This window comes from Chromobacterium sp. Beijing (genome assembly GCF_021496765.1).
Classification (GTDB): Bacteria; Pseudomonadota; Gammaproteobacteria; order Burkholderiales; family Chromobacteriaceae; genus Chromobacterium.
Map to the genome: position 1 here is coordinate 1,388,001 of NZ_CP053750.1, position 24,613 is coordinate 1,412,613.

Annotated in this window: 19 protein-coding genes, 1 pseudogene and 1 riboswitch; of the genes and pseudogenes, 1 reads left to right on the top strand and 19 read right to left on the bottom strand. The window is 68.1% G+C overall.

The features are described 5' to 3' along the window. Positions 1-8 precede the first annotated feature (8 nt). From HQN78_RS06620 to cbiB, 18 genes and pseudogenes are all read right to left on the bottom strand, one after another. Positions 9-1,031: an iron ABC transporter permease gene (locus HQN78_RS06620; protein WP_227108425.1), complete on the bottom strand. Its 1,023-nt coding sequence runs from the start codon at positions 1,029-1,031 to the stop codon at positions 9-11. Continuing rightward, positions 1,028-1,996 (bottom strand): ABC transporter substrate-binding protein, encoded by a 969-nt coding sequence (locus tag HQN78_RS06625; RefSeq protein ID WP_235088645.1) that lies wholly within the window; start codon positions 1,994-1,996, stop codon positions 1,028-1,030. The genes HQN78_RS06620 and HQN78_RS06625 overlap by 4 nt, the downstream gene beginning before the upstream one ends. A gap of 254 nt (positions 1,997-2,250) precedes the next feature. Then, positions 2,251-2,784 (bottom strand): annotated as a pseudogene (locus tag HQN78_RS06630) (ABC transporter ATP-binding protein); the annotation flags it as partial. Between the two features lie 3 nt (positions 2,785-2,787). Next, a complete protein-coding gene (locus HQN78_RS06635) occupies positions 2,788-3,894 on the bottom strand; it encodes a GTP-binding protein (RefSeq protein ID WP_235088648.1) in 1,107 nt (368 codons plus the stop codon). Next, the gene (cobJ, locus tag HQN78_RS06640; RefSeq protein WP_235088651.1) at positions 3,891-5,435 is read right to left on the bottom strand and encodes a precorrin-3B C(17)-methyltransferase; all 1,545 of its coding nucleotides are present in this window, start codon (positions 5,433-5,435) and stop codon (positions 3,891-3,893) included. The genes HQN78_RS06635 and cobJ overlap by 4 nt, the downstream gene beginning before the upstream one ends. A 326-nt stretch (positions 5,436-5,761) precedes the next feature. Then, positions 5,762-6,601 carry a cobalamin biosynthesis protein gene (locus HQN78_RS06645; RefSeq protein WP_235088653.1) on the bottom strand — a complete coding sequence of 280 codons (840 nt, stop codon included), beginning with the start codon at positions 6,599-6,601 and terminating at the stop codon, positions 5,762-5,764. Next, entirely contained in the window at positions 6,598-7,401 is an 804-nt protein-coding gene (cobM, locus tag HQN78_RS06650) for a precorrin-4 C(11)-methyltransferase (protein ID WP_107800031.1), read from the bottom strand. Before cobM ends, HQN78_RS06645 begins: the two co-directional genes overlap by 4 nt. Next, the gene (gene cobI, locus HQN78_RS06655; protein ID WP_235088656.1) at positions 7,398-8,126 is read right to left on the bottom strand and encodes a precorrin-2 C(20)-methyltransferase; all 729 of its coding nucleotides are present in this window, start codon (positions 8,124-8,126) and stop codon (positions 7,398-7,400) included. The genes cobM and cobI overlap by 4 nt, the downstream gene beginning before the upstream one ends. Next, a complete protein-coding gene (gene cbiD, locus HQN78_RS06660; RefSeq protein ID WP_235088668.1) occupies positions 8,123-9,247 on the bottom strand; it encodes a cobalt-precorrin-5B (C(1))-methyltransferase CbiD in 1,125 nt (374 codons plus the stop codon). The genes cobI and cbiD overlap by 4 nt, the downstream gene beginning before the upstream one ends. Positions 9,248-9,252: 5 nt before the next feature. Further along, complete coding sequence (locus HQN78_RS06665) at positions 9,253-10,812, bottom strand: precorrin-8X methylmutase (RefSeq protein ID WP_235088673.1); 1,560 nt, start codon at positions 10,810-10,812, stop codon at positions 9,253-9,255. Continuing rightward, the gene (locus HQN78_RS06670) at positions 10,809-11,510 is read right to left on the bottom strand and encodes a cobalt-precorrin-7 (C(5))-methyltransferase (protein ID WP_235088674.1); all 702 of its coding nucleotides are present in this window, start codon (positions 11,508-11,510) and stop codon (positions 10,809-10,811) included. The genes HQN78_RS06665 and HQN78_RS06670 overlap by 4 nt, the downstream gene beginning before the upstream one ends. Then, positions 11,507-12,268: a uroporphyrinogen-III C-methyltransferase gene (cobA, locus tag HQN78_RS06675; RefSeq protein ID WP_235088677.1), complete on the bottom strand. Its 762-nt coding sequence runs from the start codon at positions 12,266-12,268 to the stop codon at positions 11,507-11,509. Before cobA ends, HQN78_RS06670 begins: the two co-directional genes overlap by 4 nt. A gap of 1 nt (position 12,269) precedes the next feature. After that, positions 12,270-14,177 (bottom strand): putative cobaltochelatase, encoded by a 1,908-nt coding sequence (locus tag HQN78_RS06680; protein WP_235088679.1) that lies wholly within the window; start codon positions 14,175-14,177, stop codon positions 12,270-12,272. A gap of 145 nt (positions 14,178-14,322) precedes the next feature. Next, positions 14,323-18,477 carry a cobaltochelatase subunit CobN gene (locus HQN78_RS06685; protein WP_235088680.1) on the bottom strand — a complete coding sequence of 1,385 codons (4,155 nt, stop codon included), beginning with the start codon at positions 18,475-18,477 and terminating at the stop codon, positions 14,323-14,325. Continuing rightward, positions 18,474-18,803 carry a ferredoxin gene (locus HQN78_RS06690; protein WP_107800024.1) on the bottom strand — a complete coding sequence of 110 codons (330 nt, stop codon included), beginning with the start codon at positions 18,801-18,803 and terminating at the stop codon, positions 18,474-18,476. The genes HQN78_RS06685 and HQN78_RS06690 overlap by 4 nt, the downstream gene beginning before the upstream one ends. Next, entirely contained in the window at positions 18,800-19,846 is a 1,047-nt protein-coding gene (locus HQN78_RS06695; RefSeq protein WP_235088681.1) for a HoxN/HupN/NixA family nickel/cobalt transporter, read from the bottom strand. The genes HQN78_RS06690 and HQN78_RS06695 overlap by 4 nt, the downstream gene beginning before the upstream one ends. Positions 19,847-19,953: 107 nt before the next feature. Continuing rightward, positions 19,954-20,136: riboswitch (cobalamin riboswitch) on the bottom strand. Between the two features lie 107 nt (positions 20,137-20,243). Further along, positions 20,244-21,230: a threonine-phosphate decarboxylase CobD gene (gene cobD / locus HQN78_RS06700; protein ID WP_235088683.1), complete on the bottom strand. Its 987-nt coding sequence runs from the start codon at positions 21,228-21,230 to the stop codon at positions 20,244-20,246. Continuing rightward, positions 21,223-22,149 carry an adenosylcobinamide-phosphate synthase CbiB gene (gene cbiB, locus HQN78_RS06705; protein WP_235088688.1) on the bottom strand — a complete coding sequence of 309 codons (927 nt, stop codon included), beginning with the start codon at positions 22,147-22,149 and terminating at the stop codon, positions 21,223-21,225. Before cbiB ends, cobD begins: the two co-directional genes overlap by 8 nt. A gap of 145 nt (positions 22,150-22,294) precedes the next feature. On the opposite strand from cbiB, the gene HQN78_RS06710 reads away from it, so the two are divergent. Next, positions 22,295-23,764 carry a cobyric acid synthase gene (locus HQN78_RS06710; RefSeq protein ID WP_235088689.1) on the top strand — a complete coding sequence of 490 codons (1,470 nt, stop codon included), beginning with the start codon at positions 22,295-22,297 and terminating at the stop codon, positions 23,762-23,764. A gap of 136 nt (positions 23,765-23,900) precedes the next feature. Here the strand turns inward: HQN78_RS06710 and HQN78_RS06715 are convergent, their stop codons facing one another. Further along, a complete protein-coding gene (locus HQN78_RS06715; RefSeq protein WP_235088690.1) occupies positions 23,901-24,596 on the bottom strand; it encodes a DUF1906 domain-containing protein in 696 nt (231 codons plus the stop codon). Positions 24,597-24,613 lie beyond the last annotated feature (17 nt).

The window sequence follows — 24,613 nt, forward strand, 5'->3', positions numbered from 1 at the left end:
CGGCGCCGTCAGCGGCGCAGCAGCCAGATAAAGAAGGCGCCGCCGACGGCGGCGGTGCCGACGCCCACCGGGATGTCTTCCGGCGCGATCAGGGTGCGCGCGGCGGCGTCCACCCAAATCAGGAACAGCGCGCCCAATAGCGCGCAGGCCGGCAGCAGGCGGCGGTGATCGGCGCCGACGCAACGGCGGGCGATATGCGGGATCATCAGGCCGACAAAGCCTATCGCGCCGCTGACCGCGACCATGGTGCCGGTCAGCAGCGAGGAGGCGGCGAACACCGCCAGCCGCAGCCGGGTCACGCGTATGCCCAGCGTGACCGCGGTCTGCTCGCCGGCCATCAGGGCGTTCAGCGGCCGCGCCACGGTCAGCAAGGCGGCGAGACCCAGGCACAGCGCGGCCAGCGGCGCCGGCAGCAGCTCCCAGCGCGCCTGGCCCAGGCCGCCCAGCATCCAGAACAGCACGGCCGAGGCGGAGCGGTGGTCGCCCAGATACAGCATCAGATTGGCCAGGGCCATCAGCAGGAAGGACACGGCCACGCCGGCCAGCAGCAGACGCTCGGCCTGCAAGCGGCGCTGGCGCACGGCGATGCCGGTGACCAGCAGCGTGGCCAGCAAGGCGCCGGTGAAGGCGGCCAGCGGCAGGGTGGCGCCGCCCAGCACATTGCCGCTGAACAGCAGCACCGTCACCGCGCCCAGCGTGGCGCCGGAGCTGACGCCCAACAGGTGGGGATCGGCCAGCTGGTTGCGGGTGGTGGCCTGCAAGGCCGCGCCCACCAAGGCCAGGCCGGCGCCGACCATGCCGCCCAGCAGCACGCGCGGCAGCCGCAGCTGCCAGATGATCAGATCCTGGCCCGGCTGCCAGGCCGGTTCCACCGGCAGGCCCAGCTGGTGTAGCAGCACATTGGAACTGACGGCGAATTCAACCGGCGCGGCGCCCAGGCCGGAGGCCAGCGGCAGCGACAGCGCCAGCAGGGCCAGCAAGAGGCTCAGCAAGGGCCAGGCCGGCGGACGGTTGGCGATGGCGCGGATCACTTGGCGAAGACTTCCGGGTGCAGGCCGCGCGCCAGCGCGCTGATGGCGTCGGCGTTGGCGATGCCGGGCGTGGCGCTGTCGTAGGGCAGCACGATGAAGCGTTTGTCGCGCACCGCCGCCATCTTGTTCAGCGCCGGGTGTTTCTGCAGGAAGGCGATCTTTTGCTGGGCGGTGACCTTGCCGTAGTCGATGATCACGACCACTTGCGGATTGCGCGCCACCACGGTTTCCCAGTCGACGCGGGTCCAGCTGGCGTTGACGTCGTTCAGGATGTTGTGGCCGCCGGCGGCCTGGATCAGCGCGTCGGGCATCGCCAGCCGGCCGGCGCTGAAGGGGCGATCCTCGCCGCTGTCGTAGACGAAGACCGACGGCGTGGCCTTGCGTTTGGCGATGCGGGCGGCGACGCCGTCCACCTTGGCGCGCATCTCGGCCACCACTTTTTGCGCGCGCGGCTCCACGTCGAAGATGCGGCCCAGATTATGGATGTCGCGATAAACGTCGTCCAGGCTCGCCGCCGGGCGCTTCATCACATGGGCGCAGGATTCGCTGAGCTCGTAGACATTGATGCCCAAGGGCGCCAGCGAGGCCGGCGTCACCGGGCCGCCCACGCGCAGGCCGTAGTTCCAGCCGGCGAAGAAAAAGTCGGCGTTGCGGGCCAGCAGCGCTTCCGACGAGGGGTAGTCGCCGGCCAGTTCCGGCAGCTTGCCCAGCGCCTGTTTCAACGGCGCGTTCAGCTTGTTCCAGGCGCTGATGCCGGTATAGCCGACCATGCGGTTTTGCAGGCCCAGCGCCACCATCATCTCGGTCAGATTGATGTCGTGGCTGACCGCGCGCTGCGGCGCGCGCTGAAAGACGACCTTGCGGTTGCAGCTGTCCACAGTCAGCGGGTAGGCGCTGGCGTGGGCCTGGGAGGCCAGCAGCGCGGCCAGGCCGCAGGCGATGAGCGAAGGCGGATTCAGTTTCATAGGTTTTCTTCTTCCAACAGAGTGATGCGGGGGTGGCCGGCCTGCGGGTGGCGGTCCACCAGCGCGCGCACGCCGAACACCTCGGCCAGGAGCCGGGGCGTCAAGACGGTTTCCGGCGCGCCGCTGGCGACGATGCGGCCGGCCTTCAGCGCGTACAGGCGGTGGCAGAAGGCGGCCGCCAGGTTCAGGTCGTGCAGGGTGGCGACGGCGGCGATGCCCAGCCGGCGCACCAGGCGCAGCAGCGATAGCTGGTGACGCAGGTCCAGGTGGTTGGTGGGTTCGTCCAGGATCAGCAGCTCGGGCTGCTGCGCCAGCGCCCGCGCCAACAGCGCGCGCTGCTTTTCGCCGCCGGACAGGGTGGCGAAAGGCTGGTGCTGCTGCGCCGTCAGTCCCACCTGGGCCAGCGCCTCGTCGACGATGGCGTGATCGGCCGGCGATCCGCCGCGCAGCAGCGACTGGTGCGGAATGCGGCCCATGTCCGCCACCTCGCGCACGGTCAGGCCGAAGTCCTCGGGGAATTCCTGCAGCACCACCGCCACGCGGCGGGCGAAGGAGGCGGCGGACTGAGACCAGATGTCGGCGCCGTCCAGCCTGGCCTCGCCGGCCAGCGGTTTGTTGAAGCGGAAGGCGCAGCGCAAGGTGCTGGTCTTGCCGCTGCCGTTGGGACCGATGACGCCGACGAATTCGCCGGGCCGCACCGTCAGCGCGATGTCGCGCAGCAGCCGGGTCTCGGGCGCCACGGCGGGGTCCGGCGACCAGTCCAGGCCGCATAGTTCCAAGGCGCTCATCGGCTAGCTCCAGTGCGCGCCGGTGATGTCGCGCAGCAGCGCCAGCACCCGCGGGCGGCTGGGGTGGTAGCCGATGAAGACCAGCTGCGCCTGGCGCGGCGCGGCCAGCGTCTCGTCGCGGCTGAGTTCGATGCGGCTGCGCACGCCCTGGGCCAGCAAGCGGCCGGGGCCTTCCGCGCAAGCGGCGAAGCCCTTGATTCTGAGCAGCGGCTCCTCGCCGGCGATGGCCTCCAGCGCCGCGGCCAGCTTGTCGGCGTTTTGCGGCTCCTTGCTGCGTATCATGAACGATTGCCAGCCCGGGTCTTGCTCGTGGAAATGCTTGTGGGTGGACAGGCCATGGCTGTGCGCGGCCTGGCCGCCGTGGCTGTGACCGTCCAGCAAGGCCTGGTTGGCCAGCGGCCGCATCGCCAGCCCCGGCATGCTGGCCACCGGGCCGTAATGGCGGTGCGCGGCCGGCGCGGCCTCGTGCAGGTGCAGGCCCAGCGTCAGCCGGGTGTCCAGCTTGGCCTGGTAGGCCAGTTCGATGAAGCGTATCGACGGCGCTTGCCGGCGCACGGCGTCTTCCGCCGCCAGCAGCGCGTCGGCGGACAGCGCGTCTATCTTGTTCAGCACCACGATGTCGGCGTGGCCCAGCTGCTGGTCGAACAGCTCCGCCACCGCGTCGGCCTTGCCGCCGTCGCCGGCCGGCGCGAAATGCCCGGCCAGCAGCAAGGGGGTGTCGACCACCGCCAGCGTGGCGTCCAGCACGAAATAGGGCGCCAGCGCCTCGCTTTGCAACTGGGCCATTACCGCGCTGGGCAGCGCCAGGCCCGAGGTTTCGATCAGCACGTGGTCGATCTGCTGGCGGCGCTGCCACAGCGCCAGCATGGTGGGCAGGAAGTCGGCGTCGTCGTCGTAAGCCACCAGGCCCTGGGCGAGATCGTGGATTTCCACGCCGCCGGCGTCGCCGCCGCGCAGCAGGCCGCCGTCTATCGACACCTCTCCGAATTCATTGACCAGGATGGCCAGCCGGCGCTGCTTATTGTTTTCCAGCAATTTGCTCAATAGCGTGGTCTTGCCGGCTCCGAGGAAGCCGGTCAGCACGGTAACGGGCAGGCGCGGCGCGCTCATGCGGGTTCTCCCGCGGGCAAGGCCGCCAGCACGCCGGCGAAGTCGTCGAAGGCCTGCGGATAATCCAAGCGGGGCCGGTCGATCACGATGAAGGGGATGCCCAGCGCGGCCGCAGCCGCGGCCTTGGCGTCAAAGCCGCCGGCCGCGCCGCCGTCCTTGCTGATCACGCAGTCTATGCCCCAGTCGCGCCACAGCGCCTCGTTGGCCGCCTGCGAGAACGGGCCTTGCATCGCGCAGACGCGTGAACGCGGGATGCCCAGCTCCAGCGCCCGTTGCAGGTGCTGCGGGTCCGGCGCCAGCCGGACGAACCATTCATGCTTGCGGTCGGCGTCGGCGGCGACGAAGCGGTGCAGCTCCTTGCTGCCGGTGGCCAGGAAGACGCGTTTTCCTTTAGCCATCGCCAGCCTGGCGGCCGCATCGCTGTCGGCGCAGCGAATGAGCGGATGCGCGCTGGCGCTGGCCGGCCGCTCATAACGCAGATAGGGCAGGGCCAGTTCCTTGGCCAGCGCCATCAGTTGTTGCGACATCTCGCTGGCGTAGGGGTGGGTGGCGTCGACGATGGCGCTGGCCCGGCTGCCCGACAGCAGTTCGCGGCGGCGCTCCACGCCCAGCCGGCCGCTGACGGTGGCGACGCCGGGCGCCGCCTGCTGCGCCTGCTCGTTGCCGTAATCGCTGGCGCTGCTGATCACCACCGCGCGGCCGGTTTCCGCGATGGCGCGGGACAGCGCGTTGCCGTCGCTGGTGCCGGAGAACACCCAGGCCGCGCCGGCGGGCAGCGCGTCGGCCTTCACCGTGTCCTGAGTGTCGTCCCAGTTGAAGTAGCCGCGCGGGGTGAACATCCAGTTCCGTTTGCGGCGGGTGAAGCGGTTGCCGATGACGATGCTGGTCAGCATGTCGAAGCGGCGGGTGCGCAGCTCGGTCAGGGTGACGATTTCCACCGCCTGGTCCTCGCGGTAAGCATTGCGGACGATGCCGCACAGCGTTTCCGGCTTTTTGTGCTCCAGCATGATGTCCAGGATGCGGTAGACGCCTTCCTGACGCTGGCGGCTTTGCACGTTGTAGAACACCACCGCCAGATCGGCCTGGGCGATGTGGCGGGCGCGGGTTTCAATCCATTCCCACGGGCACAGCAGGTCGGACAGGCTCAGGGTGGCGAAGTCGTGCGACAGCGGCGCGCCGAGCAGGGAGGCGCAGGAGTTGGCCGAGGTGATGCCGGGGATCAGCTGCACGTCGAAGCCGTCGTCCTCGCGCATGTCCTCGTAAGCCAGCGTGGCCATCGCGTAGACGCCGATGTCGCCGCTGGACAGCAGAGCGACCGTTTTGCCGGCGCGGGCTTCCGCCAGCGCCAGCTGGGCGCGCTCGCGCTCCTGGGTCAGCGGCAGCGTGCGGATGTCCTTGCCGGTGATCCAGGGCTGCACCCAGGTCAGGTAGAGATCGTAGGACACGATCACCTCGCTCGCCGCCAGCGCCTGGCGGGCGAGATCGGGAATCAGTTCGGCGCGGCCGGGGCCGACCGAGACGAGGTAGAGTTTGCCGGTCATGGGTTCATTCGTATTCATGGATGATGGCTATGCAATGTCGGGGGTTGGTTTGCAGATGGTTTCTGCAAAGCTGGATAGGTGTGCGATGCGCCCCGCGTGGGAAAATCCCTGTATGCCCACCCAAGGGATAGGCGTGGCATGGGGCTTCCGCCTTACCGCAGAGTCCATATTGGAGCCCCTCTCCCCTTGTGGGAGCGGGGTTGGGGAGAGGGGGCGTCGAGCCCTCTCCTTGGACGATCTTGGGGTGCTGGTTCCGCTCTGCGGGCGGGTAAGTCCGTAGCGCGGGTTGGACGCCAGGCAATACCTGCGATTCCATTTCCGATGGCTCATGTTTTGTCGGCCGCATCGCTCGCGGGTATGGCATGGCCAACCCGCGCTACGCACTGCGTCAAGCCCCTCTCCCCTCGCGGGAGAGGGGTTGGGGAGAGGGGGACATCCTCCACCACCGCCACCGTCACCCCGTCGCGCGCGGTCTTGGGCACGATCAACCGCCCCCGCGGACAGGCGATCAGCGCGCAGGGTTCGCACACGCCGTCCACGCCGACGTTCCGCCGCACCCAGTCCGACGGCGCGCCGGTCCAGCCGCGGGCGGCGACGTCTTCGCGGGCGATCACCCTGAGCGGCAGCGCGTGGCGGGCGCAGAATGCCAGCAGGCCGGCTTCGTCAGCCTTCAGGTCTATCGTCGCCACTTCGCGCACGGCGGACAGCGGCCGGCCGGCCAAGGCCTGCAGAACCGCTTGTTCAATGGCCTCGGCGCTTTTGCCGCGGCGGCAGCCTATGCCCAGCGTCAGCGGTTTCATCGCTTCGGTGGCGGTGGTGATGGCCGGGATGGCGCCGGTCAGCCGCGCCGCTTCATAAGCCAGCGCATTGGCGCCGCCTTCGTGGCCGGACAAGAGCGGGATGGCGAAACGGGCGGCTTCGTCCATCACCACCACCGCCGGGTCGCTGTATTTGCTTTGCGGCAGGCCGTCCAGGTAGCGGACGGCGATGCCGCTGGCCATCACCAGCACCCAGTGGCTGTGCGCATGGAAGGCGGCGCGGAATTGCTCGCGCGCGCCGGTCCCGGCTTGCAGCCACGGCTGGTACAGCCTGGCGTCCAGCGCCGCCGCCAGCTTTTGCCCCAGCGGCAGCGCCTCGGCGCGCACCAGCCACACGGCGCGGCTCATGCCTGCTTTTCTTTCTGAAGGCTGGCCCGCTTGGTCTTGCGCGCGTCGCCGTCGCGGAAGATGTGGGTGAAGCCGGCCGCGTACAGGCTGGATTCGACGCCGCCTTCGCGCGACAGCGCTGCGCCGACCAAGAGCAGCGTGGTCAGCAGCCAGTCTTTCTGCTTCACCTCGGACAGCATCTGGCCCAGCGTGGAGCGGTGGACGGACTGGTCCGGCCAGCTGGCGCGGCGCACCAGCGCCACCGGGGTATCCGGCGGGTAATGCAGCGACAGATCGGCGACGGTCTGCTTCAGCCGCTGGCCGGACAGGAAGATGCACATCGTCGCGCGGTGGGCGGCGAAGCTGGCGATGGACTCGGTTTCCGGCACCGCGCTGGCGCGGCCGCTGGTGCGGGTCAGAATGATGGACTGGGACACCTCGGGCCGGGTCAGTTCGCTGCCCAATGCGGCGGCGGCGGCGGTGAAGGAGGACACCCCGGGCACCACTTCGTAGCCGATGCCCAGCGCTTCCAGCCGGCGCATCTGCTCGTTGGTGGCGCCGTAGATGGCCGGATCGCCGGAGTGCAGCCGCGCCACGTCCTTGTCCTCGGCCTGGGCGCGGCGGTACAGCGCTTCCTGCTGGTCTAGGTTCAGTTCGGCGGTGTCGTGGATTTCCGCGTCCGGACGGCAGTGGCTCAGCATCTCCGCCGGCACCAGCGAGCCGGCGTACAGCACCATGGGCGCCGCGCCCAACAGGCGGCTGCCGCGCAGCGTGATCAGGTCGGCGGCGCCGGGGCCGGCGCCGATGAAATACACTTTCATGAATGGCGTCTTTCTCTGGCTGTCTTGCGGATCAGCATGGTGGCGAGGTAGCCGCTGGCGTCTGCGCTCAGTTGCGAGACGTCGGCGCACAGCACTTCGCCGGGCAGGCCGATGCGGCGGGCGAAGGCGCACAGCTGGGCGATGCCCATCTCGTTCAGCAGCGCCAGCACGTCCGGCAGCCGCTTGCCTATCTTCATCAGCACGATGAGGTCATGGCTGTCGATATCGGCCCGCAGCGCGGCCATCTCGTCCGGGCAGGGCAGGATCAGGATGCGTTCCTTGCCTTCGCCCAAGGGCCAGGACAGCGCCGACGCGGTGGCGGCGAAGCTGGTGACGCCGGGGAAGGTCTGGGTTTCCAGCGCCGGCAGCATTTCGCGCAGCGCCGCCAGCAGGTAGCCGTAGGTGGAGTAGGTCATCGAGTCGCCTATGGTCAGGTAGGCGACGTTCCGGCCGGTTTTCAGTTCGGCGGCCAATTGCTCGGCCAGCGCGCCGTAATGGCGGGACAGCGCGCCGCGGTCCGGATTCATCTCGAATTCGATCTCGCGGAAACGGCCCTCATCCAGATTCAGCCCGACCAGGCATTGCCGGGCGACTGATGTGTCGCTGGAGGTGGCGCGCGGCAGGTAGACGATGTCGGCCTCGCGCAAGGCGGCCAGCGCCGCCACCGGAATCAAGCCGGCCGGTCCGGGGCCGACGCCTATGCCTATCAATCGTCCCAGTTTCATGCCGCTTCTCCCAGCGGGGTGCCGTCCATGCTGAACAGGCGCACCGCCACCTGCCGCGCGCTGGGCACTTTCGCGGCCATCAGCGCCGCGGTGCGGCGTTCTATTTCCATCCAGTAGCCGCGCGCGTCCGGCTGGCTGCTCATGATCTGCACTACGTTCTCCACGGTATTCGCTTGTTTGATGGCGGCCACCAGCTCGGGCGCATAACCCAGCTCGGCGGCGACGGCGGCGACGGCGTCCATCGCCATGCCGCTCTTGCCAGAGTGGGTGTTCCACACCCCGTCCAGCAGCTTGGCGATCTTGCCCGGGTGGCCCAGCACCCACAGCGTGTCTAGGGTGCGGCCCTGTTCGAGCAGCACCGATTCGGCGAAGTCCAGCGAGTCGCCGACGAAGTTGGCGATCTGCACCACCTGCTTTTTCTCCAGCCCCAGCGTGTCGGCGGCGTAGCCGCGGCCTATCTTGCCCGGAGTGAAGGCGATGGCGGCCGGCAACTCGCCCAGCGCCACCCGCACATAGACCTCGATGGAGGCGATCCACGCCGCCTGCGACATCGGCTCGACGATGCCGCTGGTGCCCAGTATCGAGATGCCGCCGACGATGCCCAGCATCGGGTTGAAGGTGCGCTTGGCGATCTTGTCGCCGTCGACGCAGCCTATCGCCAGATCGAAGCCCGGATCGGGCCGGCCGGCCAGCGTCTCGGCCAGCGCCAGCCGCATCATCTGCCGCGGCACCGGGTTGATCGCCGGCTCGCCGGGCGGGATGCGCAGGCCGGGCTGGGTGACCATGCCGACGCCGGCCGCGGCCAGGAAGCGCAGCGCGCCGCTGCCGTTTACTTTTACCTCGGCGAAGATCGTCGCGCCGTCGGTGTTGTCCGGGTCGTCGCCGGCGTACTTCAGCACTTCGGCGCGCACGGTGTTTTCGTCCAGCCAGGCCACGCGCTGTATCGGCACCGCCAGGTAGAAATCCGGGTCCGGCAGGCTGATGAAGACCTCGTCGGCGTCCACGCCGTCCAGCAGCAGCATCAGCGCCGCCTTGACGGCGGCGGTGGCGCAGCTGCCGGTGGTGCGGCCGCGGCGCATGCCGTTGGGGGCGAGGGCGGCGAGGTCGTAGGGCTGGCGCACCGGGCTCAGGCTTCCTGCTGCTGATACACGTGTTCGATCGCGTCTATCATCAGCGCGTTGACCACGGTGGCCGCCCACGGCGAGCCGCCGCGGGTGCCGCGGTTGGTGATGCGCGGCACTTGCAGCAGCGCGCGCAGCTCGTCCTTGCATTCGCGGGTGCCGACGAAGCCCACCGGCAGGCCCACCACCAGCTGCGGCCGCCAGCCGTGATCGCGCACCAGGCGCACCACCTCGCGGATGGCGGTGGGCGCGTCGCCTATCGCCACCACGCAGTCGTTGCCGAACTTCTGCCAGGCGCGGCGGATGCCGGCGGCGGAGCGGGTGATGCCGTTGGCTTCGGCCAAGAGCCGGGTTTCCTCGTCGTGCACGCCGCACCAGGTTTCCACTTCCAGCTGGCGCAGCACTTCGCGCTTGAGGCCGGTTTCCACCATGGTGACGTCGGTGACCACGCGGCGGCAGCGCAGCAGCGCGCGCATGCCGGTTTCGCAGGCGCCCGGCGAGAAAAACAGCTCGTCCACGCTGTTGAAGTCGCCGGTGGTGTGCACCAGCCGCATCAGCGCGGTGCGCTGCTCGGCGGGGAAGGCCGACCAGTCGCGGCCCTCATTGATGATGCGCATGCTTTCCGCTTCTATCGGGTGCGGGGTGTAGCGTTTCCAGGCCGGCGGCTGGCTGGAGCTGGGCTCGCGCTCCAGCAGGCCGCGCACCTTGCCGTGGTGGCCGCGCTGCGGCTCGCCCACTTGTTGTTCGAAGCCGACGATCTGCACCCGGTACTTGCACAGCGCGCAGTTCATCGCCGCGCGGCCTTCCACGCCCTCCTGCGCGCGTTCCAGGAACACCTCGGCCACTTGCTCGTCCGGGCCCAGGTAGCCGGCGCTCAGCACCTCGATCTCCGGATGGCGCGCCGCCAGGTCCGCCGCCGCGCCGTAGATGCGCTTGACCAGCACGCCGTCGAACAGAAAGTAGGGCAGCATCACGATGCGGCGGTAGCCCAGCATGGCGGCGGCGCGCAGGCCGTCGGCCACCAAGGGTTTGGTGGTGCCGGAATAGCAGACGAAGGATGCGGCGAAGCCCAGGCCTTCTTCCAGCATGCGCGTGAGCTTGGAGATTTCGGAGTTGGCGTCCGGGTCCGAGGTGCCGCGGCCGACAACGACCAGACAGGTGTCGTTGCGCGACACGGTGTGCGGCGACGCCGCCTCGGCCTCGACGATGCGTTGACGACACAGCGCCAACAGCCGCGGATGCAGGTCCAGCGCCGCGCCGAAGTGAAAGTCAATGCCCGGATGCGCCTGCCGCAGCGCCAGCAGCTCGCTGGGCATGTCGTTCTTGGCGTGGGTGGCGGCCAAGAGCACGCCGGGCACCATCACCACGGTTTTGGCGCCGGCGGCCAGCACCTGGTCCACCGCCTCGTCTATGGTGGGGCGGGCGAACTCCAGAAAGCCGTGAGCCACCTGGCGCTCGCCGGCGCGCGCCTTCAACGCGGCCACCAATTGCATGAATTCGTTCACCCCGTCCGGGTCGCGGCTGCCGTGGCCGGCGAGCACGATGGCGTAGTCTTGCTGGCTCATTTGTGGGTCGGCTCGATCTGGCTGTCCATCGGCGCGAGCGTGCGGATCAGCATGATGCTCATGTCGGAGAAGCGCTGCTCCGCGCACTCGGCCAGCGTGCCGCGCCATTCCGCCTCGTTGCGGGTCAGGTTTTCCCACACTTCCACCTGCTGGCCGGCCGGGATGCCGTTTTCCAGCAGATAGGCGGCGATGTGCCAGGGCATGAAGGAACGCGCCTCGTCCCAGGGGCAGGGGATCACGATGGCGTTGCGGCCGTCCTGCAGCACATGCACCAGGTGGCGCTTGAACGGCGTCAGGTCGCCGCGGCGGTGGAAGGTGATGAAGCTGGTTTCGTCGAAGCACACCTTGCCGCGCGAGGCCAGGATCTGCGCCGACGAGATGCCGGGTATCGTTTCCACCGGGTGGCCGCAGGCGCGCTCCACCCGCTCCAGATACTGGAAGCCGCTGAAGTGGATGTCGCCCATGAACACCACCACGCAGTTTTTGCCGGCGCGATGGCGCTCGGCGACGATGTCCAGCTGCGCCACCTGGTCGCGGTAGCCCATCTGGATCACTTCGGCCGTGTCCGGGATCAGCGGGCGCACCACGTCCACCACCGCGTTGAAGCCGGCCACCACGTCGGCCTCGCGTATCAGTTGGGCGGAGCGTTGCGGCAGGTAGCCGATGTCGCCGGGGCCGGCGCCTATGCAGATGATCATGCGAGTTCTTTCCTTGTTTCATTGGCGGCGGACGGGCTACAGGACGCCAGCGCCACCGTCGGTCCGATGACGATCAGCGCCGGGCTGTGGATGCCGGCCGCGCTCATGTCTTGTTCCAGCGCGTCCAGGGTGCTCAGCACCTGGCGCTGCTGCGGCAGGGTGCCGTTTTCTATCGCCGCCGCCGGAGTGTCGGGTTTCAGGCCGTGGCGCAGCAGTTCGGCGCGGATCAAGGGCAGCCGCTTGACGCCCATATAGATCACCAGCGTCATGCCGCTTTGCGCCAGCGCCCGCCAGTTGGGCTCGTCGCCGTCCTGATGCGGGTGGCCGGAGACAAAAGTGACGCCGTGGACGAAATGGCGGTGGGTCAGCGGAATGCCCAGCGTGGCCGGCACCGCCAGGCCGGCGCTGAGGCCGTTGACGATTTCCACCTCGATGCCGGCCGCTTGCAGCGTCAGCATTTCCTCGCCGCCGCGGCCGAAGACGAAGGGGTCGCCGCCCTTGAGGCGCGCCACCGTCTTGCCGGCTCGGGCCTCGTCCATCATTCTTTGCTCGATGACGGCCTGCGGCGTAGACGGCCGGCCGCCGCGCTTGCCCACCGGCACGATTTCAGCGTCCGGCCGCAGCATGGTGTGAATATCCGGATGCACCAGATCGTCCACCAGCGCCACGTCGGCCAGCCGCAGGCAGCGCGCGGCCTTCAGCGTCAGCATGTCCAGGTCGCCGGGACCGGCGCCTATCAGATAAACCTTGCCCGTCATCTCAGCGGCCCAGTCTTTGTCGAATCGTCAATGTCAGTTGCTCGCCGGTCAGGGCGTCGCAAGCCAGGTATTCCGCGCCCAGCGCCTCGGCCAGTTCGCGGGCGCGGCCCAGGCGGACGAAGTCCTGCTCGGTGTCCAGCACCAGCGTCGGCGTGCCGGCCAGCTGGCCGGCCAGGTCCAGCGCTTGCCGCCACGGGTCGCCGTCTCCGTCCAGCGCCACATTGGCGCGGCCGTCGCTCAGGATGACCAGCAGCGGCGCCGGGCCGCCCAGCTGGCGGGACAGCGTGTCGGCGGCCAGCGCCAGCGCGTGCGCCAGCGGGGTGCGGCCGCCGGTGGGCAGCTCGCGCAGCGCCCGTTCGGCCTGCTCCACGCGGTTGCACGGCGGCAGCAGCAGTTCCGCCTGCTGGCCGCGGAAGGCGATCAGCGCCACCTGATCGCGGCGGCGGTAAGCGTCTTCCAACAGGCTCAGCACCGTGCCCTTGACCTGCTCCATGCGCTGGCGGGCGGCCATCGATCCCGACGCGTCGACGACCAGCAGGATCAGATTGCCCTGTTTGGCGACGCGGACCTTGTCGTGCAGGTCGGCGCGGGTGACCGCGAAGTTGTTGGGGTCGCGCAGCAGCGCGTGGCGCAGGGTGGCGTCCACCGCCAGCTGGGCCGGCTGCGGATTGGCTTCGGCGCGCACATAGTGGCCGCGCTGACGGCTGGCGCCGTCGCTGCGGCGGCCGGCGGCGTCGCCGGAGGAGGGCGCCTGGACGCGGATGCGGGCAATGTCGCCGGCCGGCGCCGCGGCGAAGATTTGCTCGGCGCCATGGCCGGACGTGTCCGCTTGCTGTTCGCCGTCGCCATCCGGCGGCGGCTGGTCGGCGCCGTTCCGCTCCTGCGGAGGCGGCGGCGGATTCGACGCTTGCCGCGTCATCTGTTCCAGCTTGTCCTGATCCAGCCCGCTCTGTTCGAACGGCTTGCTGCGGCGGCGATGCGGCAGCACCAGCCGGGCGGCGTCGCGGACATCCTCGGCGGAGGCGTCGACGCGGCCGTCCAGCGCCGCCAGCGCGCGGGCGGCCTTGTTCAGCACGATGTCGGCGCGCAAGCTGCTGACTTCGAATTCGCAGCACAGCTCGCTGACGAAGTGGAACAAGCTATCGCTGAGCCGGGTTTGCGGCAGCAAGGCGCGGGCGGCGGCGATCTTGGCGCGCAGCGCCTCGCTGTCGGCCTGCCACTGCGCGGCGAAGCCGGCCGGATCGGCCTCGAAGGCCAGGCGGCGGCGCACCACCTCGGCGCGCTGAAGAGGCTCGCGCGGCGCGGCCACGTCCACCATCAGGCCGAAGCGGTCCAGCAGCTGCGGCCGCAAATCGCCTTCTTCCTGGTTCATGGTGCCAAGCAGCGTCACCCGCGCCGGATGGCTGACCGCCAGGCCCTCGCGCTCCACGGTGTTGACGCCCATCGCGGCGGCGTCCAGCAGCACGTCCACCAGATGGTCGGCCAAGAGGTTGACTTCGTCGATGTAGAGCATGCCGCGGTGGGCTGCGGCCAACAGGCCGGGCTTGAAGGCCTGCTTGCCGCCTTGCAGCGCCTTTTCGAAGTCCAGGCTGCCCAGCACCCGGTCCTCGGTGGCGCCCAGCGGCAGGTTGATGAAGGGCACCGGGCCGTCATGCAGCGCGCGCGCGTCGCCGGAGCACACCGGGCACAGCGGCAGCGGGTGGTCAGGCTCGCAGTTGTAGCCGCAGCCGGCGGCGCGGCGGATGGGCGGCAGCACGGCGGCCAGGCCGCGCGCGGCGGTGCTCTTGGCGCTGCCCTTGTCGCCGCGCACCAGCACGCCGCCGACGGTGGGGTCCACCGCGCAGATCAGCAGCGCCTGCTTCAGTTGTTGCTGGCCGACGACGGCGGCGAAGGGGTAAATCGGGCTCATGCTGAAACCCTTATTTGCCACGGAAGCACACGGAAAGACACGGAATTGGGCGCAGCAGGGCGATGTGGATGCTTCTGCGCCCATACTCCGGGAAACGATGGGATTTTTCCGGTTTTCATTTCCCTGCCTTTTCTGTTTTGGGGGTTCATGCTTTGTTCTCTCCGCGCGCTTCCAGCAGCGCTTCGCTATCCAGGTGCAGCTGGCGCAGGGCGGCCAGCGTCTCCGGGTCCGGCTCCGCCCACAACTGGCGCTGCGCGGCTTCCAGCAGACGGTCGGTGATGGCGTTCAGCGCCCATGGGTTGCTGTCGGCGAAGAACTGCTGCATCGCCGGGTCCAGCGCGTAGCTTTGCGCCAGTTGCTCATAGACCCAGTCGTCCACCACCTGGGCGGTGGCATCGTAGCCGAACAGATAATCGACGGTGGCGGTCAGCTCCAGCGCGCCCTTGTAGCCGTGCTTCTGGATGCCGGCTATCCACTTGGGGTTGGCCACCCGCGAACGGAACACGCGCAGCACTTCCTCCTTCAGCCCGCGCACCGCCGGCGCTTCCGGATTGTGGCTGTCGCCGAAGAAGGCGCGCGGCTGGCGGCCGCTGAGGCTGCGTATCGTCGCGATCATGCCGCCGTGGTATTGCAGGTAGTCGTCGCTGTCGAAGATATCGTGTTCGCGGTTGTCCTGGTTGTGCAGCGCCACTTCCACGCCGGCCAGCCGGTGGCGCAGCGCGTCGCGGGCGTCGGCGCCGTTGGCCTCGCGGCCGTAGGCGTAGCCGCCCCAGTTGACATAGGCGGTGGCGAAGTCGGCGTCGTTCTGCCAGTTCTGCTCGTTGATCAGCGGCAGAATGCCGGCGCCGTAGCTGCCCGGTTTCGCCCCGAACACGCGGTACAGCGCATGCGCGTCGGCGTCGGGCAGGGCGCCCAGCAGCTCATTCTTCAGATCAGCCAGATAGTGCTTGCGCAGGAAGTTCTGCTCCAGCGGCTCGTCCAGCCGCGCCACGGTGTGCACCGCCTCGTCGATCAGCGCAATCAGATGCGGGAAGGCGTCGCGGAAGAAGCCGCTGATGCGCACGGTGACGTCGATGCGCGGCCGGCCCAGTTCGGCCAGGGGAATGACTTCCAGGCCCTGCACCCGGCGGCTTTCCTGCTGCCAGCGCGGCTTGACGCCGAGCAGGGACAGGATTTCGGCGATGTCGTCGCCATGGGTGCGCATTGCGCTGGTGCCCCACACGCTGATGGCTACCGACTCCGGGTACTGGCCGGTTTCCTTCAGATGGCGGGCCAGCATCTCGCGCGCCAGGCCGTCGCCTATGCGCCAGGCGGCGTTGGAGGGCAGGCTGCGCGGGTCCACCGAGTAGAAATTGCGGCCGGTGGGCAGAATGTGGGCCATGCCGCGCGTGGGCGCGCCGCTGGGGCCGGCCGGCACGTAGCCGCCCTCCAGACCGCGCAAGAGATTGTCTATCTCCTCCGCGGTGCGGGCCAGCTTCAGGCACAGCTCGGCGCAGACGAAGGTCAGCACGCGTTCCAGGTCGGCGTTGGGCTCGATGCCGGGCAGCACGGCGGCGACGGCTGCCGGCACGGCGGCGCTGTCGTAGCCGCGCGCGGCCAGATCGGCGATCAAGCCGCGCGCCAGCTTCAGCACCGCGTCGTGGGCGTCGGCGCGGGTGATCAGGGGCAGGCCGGCCAGCCGGGTCAATGCCATTGGCGCGTCGGCCAGGCGCTTGCCCTGATCCTGCTGCCACAGCGTCCAGTCGCCGCCGCAGGCCGCCGCCACGCTGGCGGGCAGGCCGGGGATGCCCAGATTGGGCAGCCGGGTCAGCGCCAGCAGCATGTCGACCAAGGCCTCGTCTTGTGGCGCGTTGCCCAGCACATGCAGGCCGTCACGGATCTGCGCCGCGCCCAGTTCGCACAGATAGCCGTCGATGTCCTCGATCAGGTGGGCGACGTCCACGCCGTCCATCTTGGCCAGGCTCAAGGGCACGCCGTCTTCGTTCAGCGTGTCGTCCCAGTCGTGGTCATGATCGTGGTGGTCGTGATCGTGGTGGTCGTGGCTGTGGCCGTGATGGTCATGGTGATGGTGATCATGGTGGCCGCGGTGATGGTCGTGGTCGCCATGATGGTGATGGTGGTGCCCATGATCGTGGCCGTGCGCGGCCTTGGCCGGGCGATACTTCGCCGCCGCGGCCGTCGCCGGTTTCATCGCGGCAGCCGGTTTGGCCGCCTGCGGCCGGTATTTGCCGTGGACGGCGGCGGGCGCGTGATGATGTCCGCCATGCGGGTGCGGGTGCTCATGATCGTGGCGAGGTTCATGCTCATGGCCGTGCTCATGCTCGTGATCATGTTTCAGCATCGCCGCCAGGTCGGTGTCGAGCTTGGCTTCCTTGATCAGGTCCCAGATCTGTTGCTGCAACAGCGGCAGCTTGTTCGGGTCCAGCAGCTCCACCTGGTAGTACTCGTCCACCAACTGGGTCAGCTGCGCCAGCGGGCCGTAGCTGTCGGCGGTGGTCATCGTCGGCGTCAGGTGGTCGATGATCACCGCGTGGCCGCGGCGTTTGGCCTGCGAGCCTTCGCCCGGATCGTTGACGATGAAGGGGTAAAACAGCGGCATGTCGCCCAAGAGCGCATCCGGGAAGCAGTTCTGCGACAGGCCCACGCCCTTGCCCGGCAGCCATTCCAGCGTGCCGTGCTTGCCGACATGGACGATGGCGTCGGCGCGCCAGTCGTCGCGCAGCCAGCGGTACAGCGCGTAGTAGTGGTGGGTGGGCGGCAGGTCCGGCGTGTGGTAGATGGCGTCCGGGTCCATGCCGTAGCCGCGCGGCGGCTGCAGCGCGACGAAGACATGGCCGTAATCCAGGCCGGAAAACACCAGTTCGTCGCCGTCGACGTAAGCGCCGCCCGGCGGCTGGCCCCAGCGCTGCAGCATCTTGTCGCGCAGGCTGTCCGGCAGCTCGTCGAACCAGGCCTGGTAGCGCTGGGCCGGCACGCGGGCGGCGGCGTTTCGCATCTGCTCAGCGCTCAGGTAATCCTGATCGTAGGCGCCGCGGTCTATCAGCTCGTGCATCAGCGCGTCGCTGTCCGGCGGCAGCGGGTCCATCTGGTAGCCGCGGCCCTGCATGCCGCGTAGCATCGCGTACAAGGAGGCAGGGGAATCCAGCCCCACCGCATTGCCTATCTGCGAGGCCTTGCTATTGGAGTTGGTGAAGATGAAGGCGATGCGCTTGTCGGCGTTTTCCACATGGCGCAGCCGCGCCAGGCGGGCGGCGATGCCGGCCAGGCGGCGGGCGCGGTCCGGCAGCGGCGCGTATTGTTCGGCCTGGCCGGGCTGGTCCATCATGGCCGGCTGCTTGAAGCTCAGCGGCACGCCGATGATGCGACCGTCGAATTCCGGCAGCGCCACGTTCATCGCGGTGTCCAGCGGGTTGAAGCCGCGGTCCGAGGCTTCCCATTGCTCGCGCGTCATGCTGCTGGTGATGGCCTGCAGCACCGGCAGGTTCAGCCGGTCCGAAGCCTCCACCGCCCAGCCGGGCTGGGTGGGGCCGTCGTTGTTGATGTCGCCCATCGCGAACGAGGTGGTGTTGATCAGCAAGGACACCTTGGCGCGCGGATCGGCCAGCAGCGCCAGCGCCGCCGGCAGGCCGCCGTCTTGAATCGTGCGCAAGGACGAGGTGAACACCGGCAGCGCGTTGACGCCGCGCTCGGCCAGGCAATCGACCAATAGATCAATGAAGCGGGTGTTGCCGGACAGCCAGTGGGCGCGGTAGAAGCACAGGCCCACGGTGGGCCAGTCCGGGTTGCGGATTTCCAGCCAGTCGGCGAGCGAGCAGGGCGCGCTCAGTTCCGGGTGGTAAACGCCGTGCTCGGGCAGCGGCAGCGGCGGCTGGTAGCCGAAGCCGGTCAGCAGCAGCCTGTCCGCCAGGCAGCGCATCAGCTCGCCCAGATTGGCGCTGCCGCCGGCCTGCAGATAGGCGTGGACGTCCTGCTGCAGCGATACCGGCGCGCTGCACAGCGCTTGCAGCTCCGGGTCCGGCTCGCCGGTGCCGCTGAGCACGATGACCGCGGCCTGCAGCCGGCGCGCGTGGGCCAGCAACCGCTCCAGGCCGGGTATCGCGTCGGCGCGGCCCAGCACGCGCAGCACGATGGCGCGGACCTGGGCCAGTTGGCCGTCCAGCAGCGTTTGCATCGCGGCCTCGTCGGCAATGCCTTGCAGCGAGATGCCGGCGACAAGGGGAAAATCTTCCGGCCAGCGCGCGCGCGACAGCGCGGCGAGATCGGTGCCGGCGTGGCTTAACAGGGCGAGTGCGGCGCTCATGCCTGCGCCTCCGTTTCGATGTCGCCGACGCCGGTTTTATGGAACACCAATTCCTCGACCGGAACGCCGCCCTTCAGATGCTGGCAGACGATGCGTTCGATATCGCTTTCATTCACCTTGCGGTACCAGACCCCGTCCGGATACACCACCATCACCGGGCCTTCCTTGCACACGGCGAAGCAGTGGCTGCGGGTGCGCTTGGCGCGCAGGCCTTCGCAAGCGTCTATGCTGCGGCCCAGGTGCAGGAACATCGCTTCCGAACCCTGGCCGTCCGGCGTGCAGCGCGGGCCGGTGCACATCAGCACGTGTTTGTCGTGGGTTCTCATCGCGCCTCCGGCGTCAGTTGGTCAAAACGCTTCCATTTATAAATGGCGGCGGAGGCAAGCCAAGTCAGCAGGAACACGCCGATGACGAAGTAGCCGAAATGAGCCAGATCGTCGTTGAGCGCCGAGATCAGATCCCAGAAGCCGCCGGTGAGCTGCAGCTTGTCCGCCAGCAGGCCCAGGCCCTCCAGCCCGCCAATGCCGACGGCGACGAGAACGGAAACGAAGGTGATGGTCAGGTTGTACCAGAGCTTGCGCACCGGATTGACGAAGGCCCAGCCGTAGACTTCCACCATCATCATGCTGTCCAGCGTGTCCACCAGCGCCATGCCGGCGGCGAACAACGCCGGGAACACCATGATGTGCCACAGCGCCACGCCGTTGGCGCTTTGCGAGGTGGCGATGGCGAACAAGCCGATCTCGGTGGCGGTGTCGAAACCCAGGCCGAACAAAAAGCCGATGGGCAACATATGCCAGCTCTTGGTCACCATGCGAAACAAGGGCTTGAGCAGGCGCGCGATCAGGCCGCGGTTGTTCAGCAGCAGATTCAGCTGCTCGTCGCAAATGGCCTCGCCGGCGCGAGCGCGGCGGAAAGCGCCCCATACCGCGCGCAAGGAAGACAGATTGATCAGCGCCAGCGTCAGCAGAAAGAAGGCCGACACGCTGGTGCCGATGACGCCGCCTATCTCCTTGAAGCCGGCGACGCGGCTTTGCAGCGCGCTGGCGGCGAACACGATCAGGGCGACGGCGATGACCACCACCGCGGAGTGGCCGGCGGAGAAGAACAGGCCCACCGCCGACGGACGGCGGCCTTCCTGCATCAGCTTGCGCACGGTGTTGTCGATGGCGGCGATGTGATCGGCGTCCACCGCGTGGCGCAGGCCGAACAGATAGGCGAGCAGGGCGGTGGCGAGTTGGGCCGGATGATCGGCGAAGGCGGCGAAAGCCCAGGCCCAGGCCAATAGATTGGCCAGGATCAGCCCGGCGAGTATCGGCGCGTGCTGCGCCAGACGGCGGCCGGCGGACGGCGCGGTGGATGAATGCATGGTGCCCTCGGAGACGATTTCCGTCGCGCAAACGAGGGCACAGGTCGCCGAGTGTTCATGAGCGGCGCATGTGCGTATCCCCCGGTACACCCCGCCCGGTTTCTGCTTGCGTCGACACGTATGACGGCCGGTCTCCTGGCTCGCGCGTCGCCGTCCGGCGCCGCCTTCCCGGCCCGTTTAGGGGCCAGTGGCTTTAGGCGTGGACTCTGCGCTTACAGTTGCGGGGGCAGCCGCGGTCTTGCACCGCGTTCCCGTTTCACCCTCTGAGAACCTGTTTACGAGCTGCCGCGCGTCTTGGCTGGCGAGCTCGCACACAGGTTTTGGGGGCACCGTCATGATGGGGTCGGATGATACGTGACAAAAACCAGGCTGTGAACAGCTGGCGTTTTGATTTTAATTACAATCGCCGCCAATCCGCCAAGGCCTGTTCCAGCCGCGCCCAGTCCTGTTCGCCGCTAGGCAGGCCAAAGCGCAAGCTGGGCAGGGACTCGAAATAACGGCTCAAGATGCCACGCCCCGCCAGATGGCGATGCAAGGGCAGGCTGGCCTCGCCGGGAACCCACTGGAACAGTTCGCAGCCGCCGGCCGGGACGAGCCCGTGCCGCTCCAGACAGTCCCGCAGCCGCGCGCTATCGCGCAGCAGCTTGCTCCTCATGGATTGCTGCCATGCGGTGTCGCCAAGCGCCAGCGTCACCGCTTCGCGCGCGGGCCCGGCCATGGCCCAAGGCCCCAGTTCCTCGGCCAGCGCTTGAAGCAGCGCGGCCTGGGCGAACACGAAACCGGCGCGCGCGCCGGCCAGGCCGAAGAATTTGCCGACCGAGCGCAGCACGATCAGGCCCGGCTTGCCGATATGGGGGAGCATGCTGTCCCGCGGCGACGCATCCAGAAACGCTTCGTCGACCAGCAGCCAGCCGCCGCGTTCCGCCAGCCTTTGCCGCCAGTCTTCCAGCAAAGCGGGTTCAAAACGGTCTCCGGTGGGGTTGTTGGGGTTGCAGATTTGAACCACGTCCAGCTGATCAATATTCGCGGCCAGCCCGTCCGGCGTGAACCGTTCCACGCTGTGTCCGCGCCTTTGCCACTGGTAGGGGTGTTCGGCGTAGCACAAGGTCAACATGCCGACGCGGCAGGGCGCTCGCAGCCGCGGCAGCACCTGGATGGCGGGTTGGGAACCGGCCACCGGCAGCAGTTGCCCGCAACCGTAATATTCCGCCGCCGCCGCTTCCAGCCCGTCGTGGTCCTGCGGCAGCCGCAGCCAGCCGTCGGCGGACAGCGGCGGCACTGGCCAGCCATTGGGATTGACGCCGGTGGACAGGTCCAGCCAATCCCCAGGCGGAATACCGTATTCAGCGGCCGCGCGCAGCAGGCCGCCTCCGTGTTCAAGCATGCATGACTCCAATCAAAACAGCCGACAATAGGGAAAGACCGGCCCACAGCCAGGCGCCGCGGCTGACCAAGCGCACCGCGCGGCCGATGTCCTGATGCGTGGGCGCGGGGCCGCAGCCCAAGGGCGGGCGCTCCTTCCACTGGCCATGGTAGCGCGCGCCGCCGCCAAGGGAGACGCCCAGCGCGCCGGCGCCGGCCGCCATCACGGGGCCGGCGTTGGGACTGTACCAAGTGGGTGCCTGCGTTCTCCAGCAGCGCCAGCCGCTTGCCGCGTGGCCCAGCAGCAGATAGGTGAGGGCGGTCAGCCGCGCCGGGACATAGTTCAACACATCGTCGAGGCGGGCGGCGGCCCAGCCAAAATGCAAATAGCGGGCGTTCTTATAGCCCCACATCGCATCCAGCGTGTTGGACAGCCGGTACAGTACCGCCCCGGGCGCGCCCAGCAGCAGAAACCAGAACAGCGCGGCAAAGACCGCGTCGCAGCCATTTTCCAGCACCGACTCAATGGTGGCGCGGGCAATCCCGGCTTCATCCAGCTCGCTCGTGTCGCGGCTGACAATCCAGCCCACCCGTTCACGGGCCAAGGCGAGATCGCCGTCGGCCAGCGCCTGTCTGACCACCTCCGCATGCTGAGACAAGCTCCTGGCGCCCACCGCCAGGTAGAGCAGAACAAGCGGGACAATGGCTGACAGTAGCGGCAGCCGGGCCAGCAGCCAGGCCGCCAGCGTCAGAGGCAGGATCAAGAGTGAAACGGAGAGAGCGCCGCGCAGACGCATGCGCCAGCGGGGCTCGGCATCGGGCGAGGAGGGGTAGCCAAAGCGCTCAACGGCCCGGGTCAGCCGACCGAAGCCGACTAGTGGATGCCAGCGCCGCGGCTCGCCCAGCAGGCGGTCCAGCAACAGCGCTAGCGGTAGAAACAATGCGGAATTCAACACACAACCTTATATAATGGCCGACCGCCGCTTGGAGGTATCCAATGCGCAAATTTTTAGGGTTTGGGATGGCCGGAATGAATCAAGCCGCCATTCTAAGCCTTGTTCGCCATCTATGTGCTGGGGGAATGCCATGGCCAAGACCATCATGATTCAGGGCGCCACGTCCGATGCCGGCAAGAGCGCGCTGGCCACCGGCTTGTGCCGGCTGTTGGCGCGCCGTGGCGTGAGAGTGGCGCCGTTCAAGCCGCAGAACATGGCGCTGAACAGCGCGGTGACGGTGGACGGCGGCGAGATCGGCCGCTCGCAGGCGGTGCAAGCGCAGGCCTGCGGGCTGGAGCCGCATACCGATATGAACCCGGTGCTGTTGAAGCCCAACAGCCATACCGGCTCTCAGGTCATCATCCACGGGCGGGCGATAGGAAATATGGAGGCTCGCGGCTATCACGACTACAAACCGGTGGCGATGAAGGCGGTGCTGGCGTCCCACGCCAGGCTGGCGGAGCAATACCAGTGCATCATCGCCGAGGGCGCCGGCAGCCCGGCCGAGATCAATCTGCGCGACGGCGACATCGCCAATATGGGCTTCGCCGAGGCGGTGGATTGCCCGGTGATCCTGGTGGCCGACATCGAGCGCGGCGGCGTATTCGCCCACCTGGCCGGCACCTTGGCGCTGCTGTCGGAATCCGAGCGCGCCAGGGTGATCGGCCTGGTGATCAACCGCTTCCGCGGCGACCCCAGCCTGCTCAACAGCGGCATCGATTGGCTGGAACAACATACCGGAAAGCCCGTGCTGGGCGTACTGCCGTATTTGCACGATTTGCACCTGGAAGCAGAGGACAGCATGGGCCTGGACAAGCCGGGCGGCGCGAGCGGCTCCGGCGACAAGCTGCGCATCATCGCCCCGGCCGCGCCGCGCGTCAGCAACCACACCGATTTCGATCCGCTGCGCCTGCATCCACAAGTGGAATTCACCCTGGTGCGCGCCGGCGCGCCCATCCCACCGGCCGATCTGATCGTGCTACCCGGCAGCAAGAGCGTGCTGGCGGACCTGGCCTGGCTGCGGGCGCAGGGCTGGGAAGAAGCGATACGCCGCCATCTGCGCTACGGCGGCAAGGTGCTGGGCATTTGCGGCGGCTTGCAAATGCTGGGCCGCAAGCTCCACGATCCAGACGGGTTGGAAGGCGAACCGGGCAGCGGCGACGGACTGGGCTGGCTGGATATGGAAACCACGCTGGCGCCGGAAAAGCGACTGACGCGGATGTGCGGCCGGCTGACCTTGGACTACGCCGAGGCCACCGGCTACGAAATCCACATGGGCGTCAGCGCCGGGCCGGCGCTGCAGCGGCCGGCGCTGCATTTCAAGGACGGCGGCGCGGACGGCGCGCGCTCGGAAGATGATCAGATCCTGGCCACTTATCTGCACGGCGTCTTCGACGAGCCGGCCGCCTGCCAGGCCATCCTGCGCTGGGCCGGATTGCAAGAACCCGTGGCGCTGGATTACCCGGCGCTGCGAGAAACCAATATCGACAAGCTGGCGGACATGCTGGAACAGTTTTTGGACCTTGGGCCTATCATCAGCGGCTTGCCTAAAAGCGATTGAACCACTGAAGCCCAGGGGTGGGTTTCAGGAGGGTTCTGGCACCACCTTGAGGTTTATCCTTATGTTCGCATAATGTATATTATGTCAAATTAAGGAGGCTAGGAAAAGCGCTTCAAGTTCTTCGCCGCCTTCATCGTCAAGCCCTCTCCGTCAGAACCTGCCATCTCACCGTGCCGCCCAACTGGTCGTTTTGCGTCTGATCGGCGTCGATGCCGATCCCGTTCACCGGCTGAGGCACCAGGGTCTGCACCATTTGGTAGCCCCGTTGCGGGATCTCCGGCACGCTGCTGCAAGATTGCCAGTAATGCTGGAAAGGCAATTCATACAACTGCGCTCCGCTCAATCCCGCGTCGGACCCCACATACAAGCCTGGCGCGTAGCCCGCGGCGGAAACCGCTTCAAACCATTGCGAACAATAGTCGGCCACATCCTGCGCCGCCGTCCCGTCTGCCACGCCTTCCAGATCGCACCAGATGTTCACGCCGGGCAATAATCCGACCGTTTTCGCATGCGCGGCGGTGTTCTGGCCGTCGCTTTTGCCCATGGCCGCATTCGGCGACCAGCCGGGCTCTCTCACATGTTGCACGGCCATCAAGGCCAGGCCTGCTTCAAGAATATCCTGCGCTTCGCTTGCGGACAGGTCTGAGGCGTCCTCATCGGACCCTAGCGTGAGATAACGAACGCAAAACTGGTAGCCGGAAGCCGCGAACTGCCGGGCAAGCTCCAGGGACAGCGGCGTATCGGCGTCAAAGCCATGCGCGCCGGCCGGAGCGGCTTCAACGCAGACTCCGCTTGGACTGTAAGAGGCGTTCATCTTCTTGGTCTCACGCAAAAAACAACACTCATCAG

Bases quoted from the DNA above. Each gene is read 5' to 3' on its own strand.
- HQN78_RS06670 (WP_235088674.1), bottom strand. From the start codon at position 11,510: ATGATCATCTGCATAGGCGCCGGCCCCGGCGACATCGGCTACCTGCCG.
- cobA (WP_235088677.1), bottom strand. From the start codon at position 12,268: ATGACGGGCAAGGTTTATCTGATAGGCGCCGGTCCCGGCGACCTGGAC.
- HQN78_RS06635 (WP_235088648.1), bottom strand. From the start codon at position 3,894: ATGAGCGCGCCGCGCCTGCCCGTTACCGTGCTGACCGGCTTCCTCGGA.
- cobI (WP_235088656.1), bottom strand. From the start codon at position 8,126: ATGAAACTGGGACGATTGATAGGCATAGGCGTCGGCCCCGGACCGGCC.
- HQN78_RS06710 (WP_235088689.1), top strand. From the start codon at position 22,295: ATGGCCAAGACCATCATGATTCAGGGCGCCACGTCCGATGCCGGCAAG.
- HQN78_RS06645 (WP_235088653.1), bottom strand. From the start codon at position 6,601: ATGAGCCGCGCCGTGTGGCTGGTGCGCGCCGAGGCGCTGCCGCTGGGG.
- cobD (WP_235088683.1), bottom strand. From the start codon at position 21,230: ATGCTTGAACACGGAGGCGGCCTGCTGCGCGCGGCCGCTGAATACGGT.
- HQN78_RS06690 (WP_107800024.1), bottom strand. From the start codon at position 18,803: ATGAGAACCCACGACAAACACGTGCTGATGTGCACCGGCCCGCGCTGC.
- HQN78_RS06695 (WP_235088681.1), bottom strand. From the start codon at position 19,846: ATGCATTCATCCACCGCGCCGTCCGCCGGCCGCCGTCTGGCGCAGCAC.
- HQN78_RS06680 (WP_235088679.1), bottom strand. From the start codon at position 14,177: ATGAGCCCGATTTACCCCTTCGCCGCCGTCGTCGGCCAGCAACAACTG.
- cobM (WP_107800031.1), bottom strand. From the start codon at position 7,401: ATGAAAGTGTATTTCATCGGCGCCGGCCCCGGCGCCGCCGACCTGATC.
- cobJ (WP_235088651.1), bottom strand. From the start codon at position 5,435: ATGACCGGCAAACTCTACCTCGTCTCGGTCGGCCCCGGCCGCGCCGAA.
- HQN78_RS06685 (WP_235088680.1), bottom strand. From the start codon at position 18,477: ATGAGCGCCGCACTCGCCCTGTTAAGCCACGCCGGCACCGATCTCGCC.
- HQN78_RS06625 (WP_235088645.1), bottom strand. From the start codon at position 1,996: ATGAAACTGAATCCGCCTTCGCTCATCGCCTGCGGCCTGGCCGCGCTG.
- HQN78_RS06665 (WP_235088673.1), bottom strand. From the start codon at position 10,812: ATGAGCCAGCAAGACTACGCCATCGTGCTCGCCGGCCACGGCAGCCGC.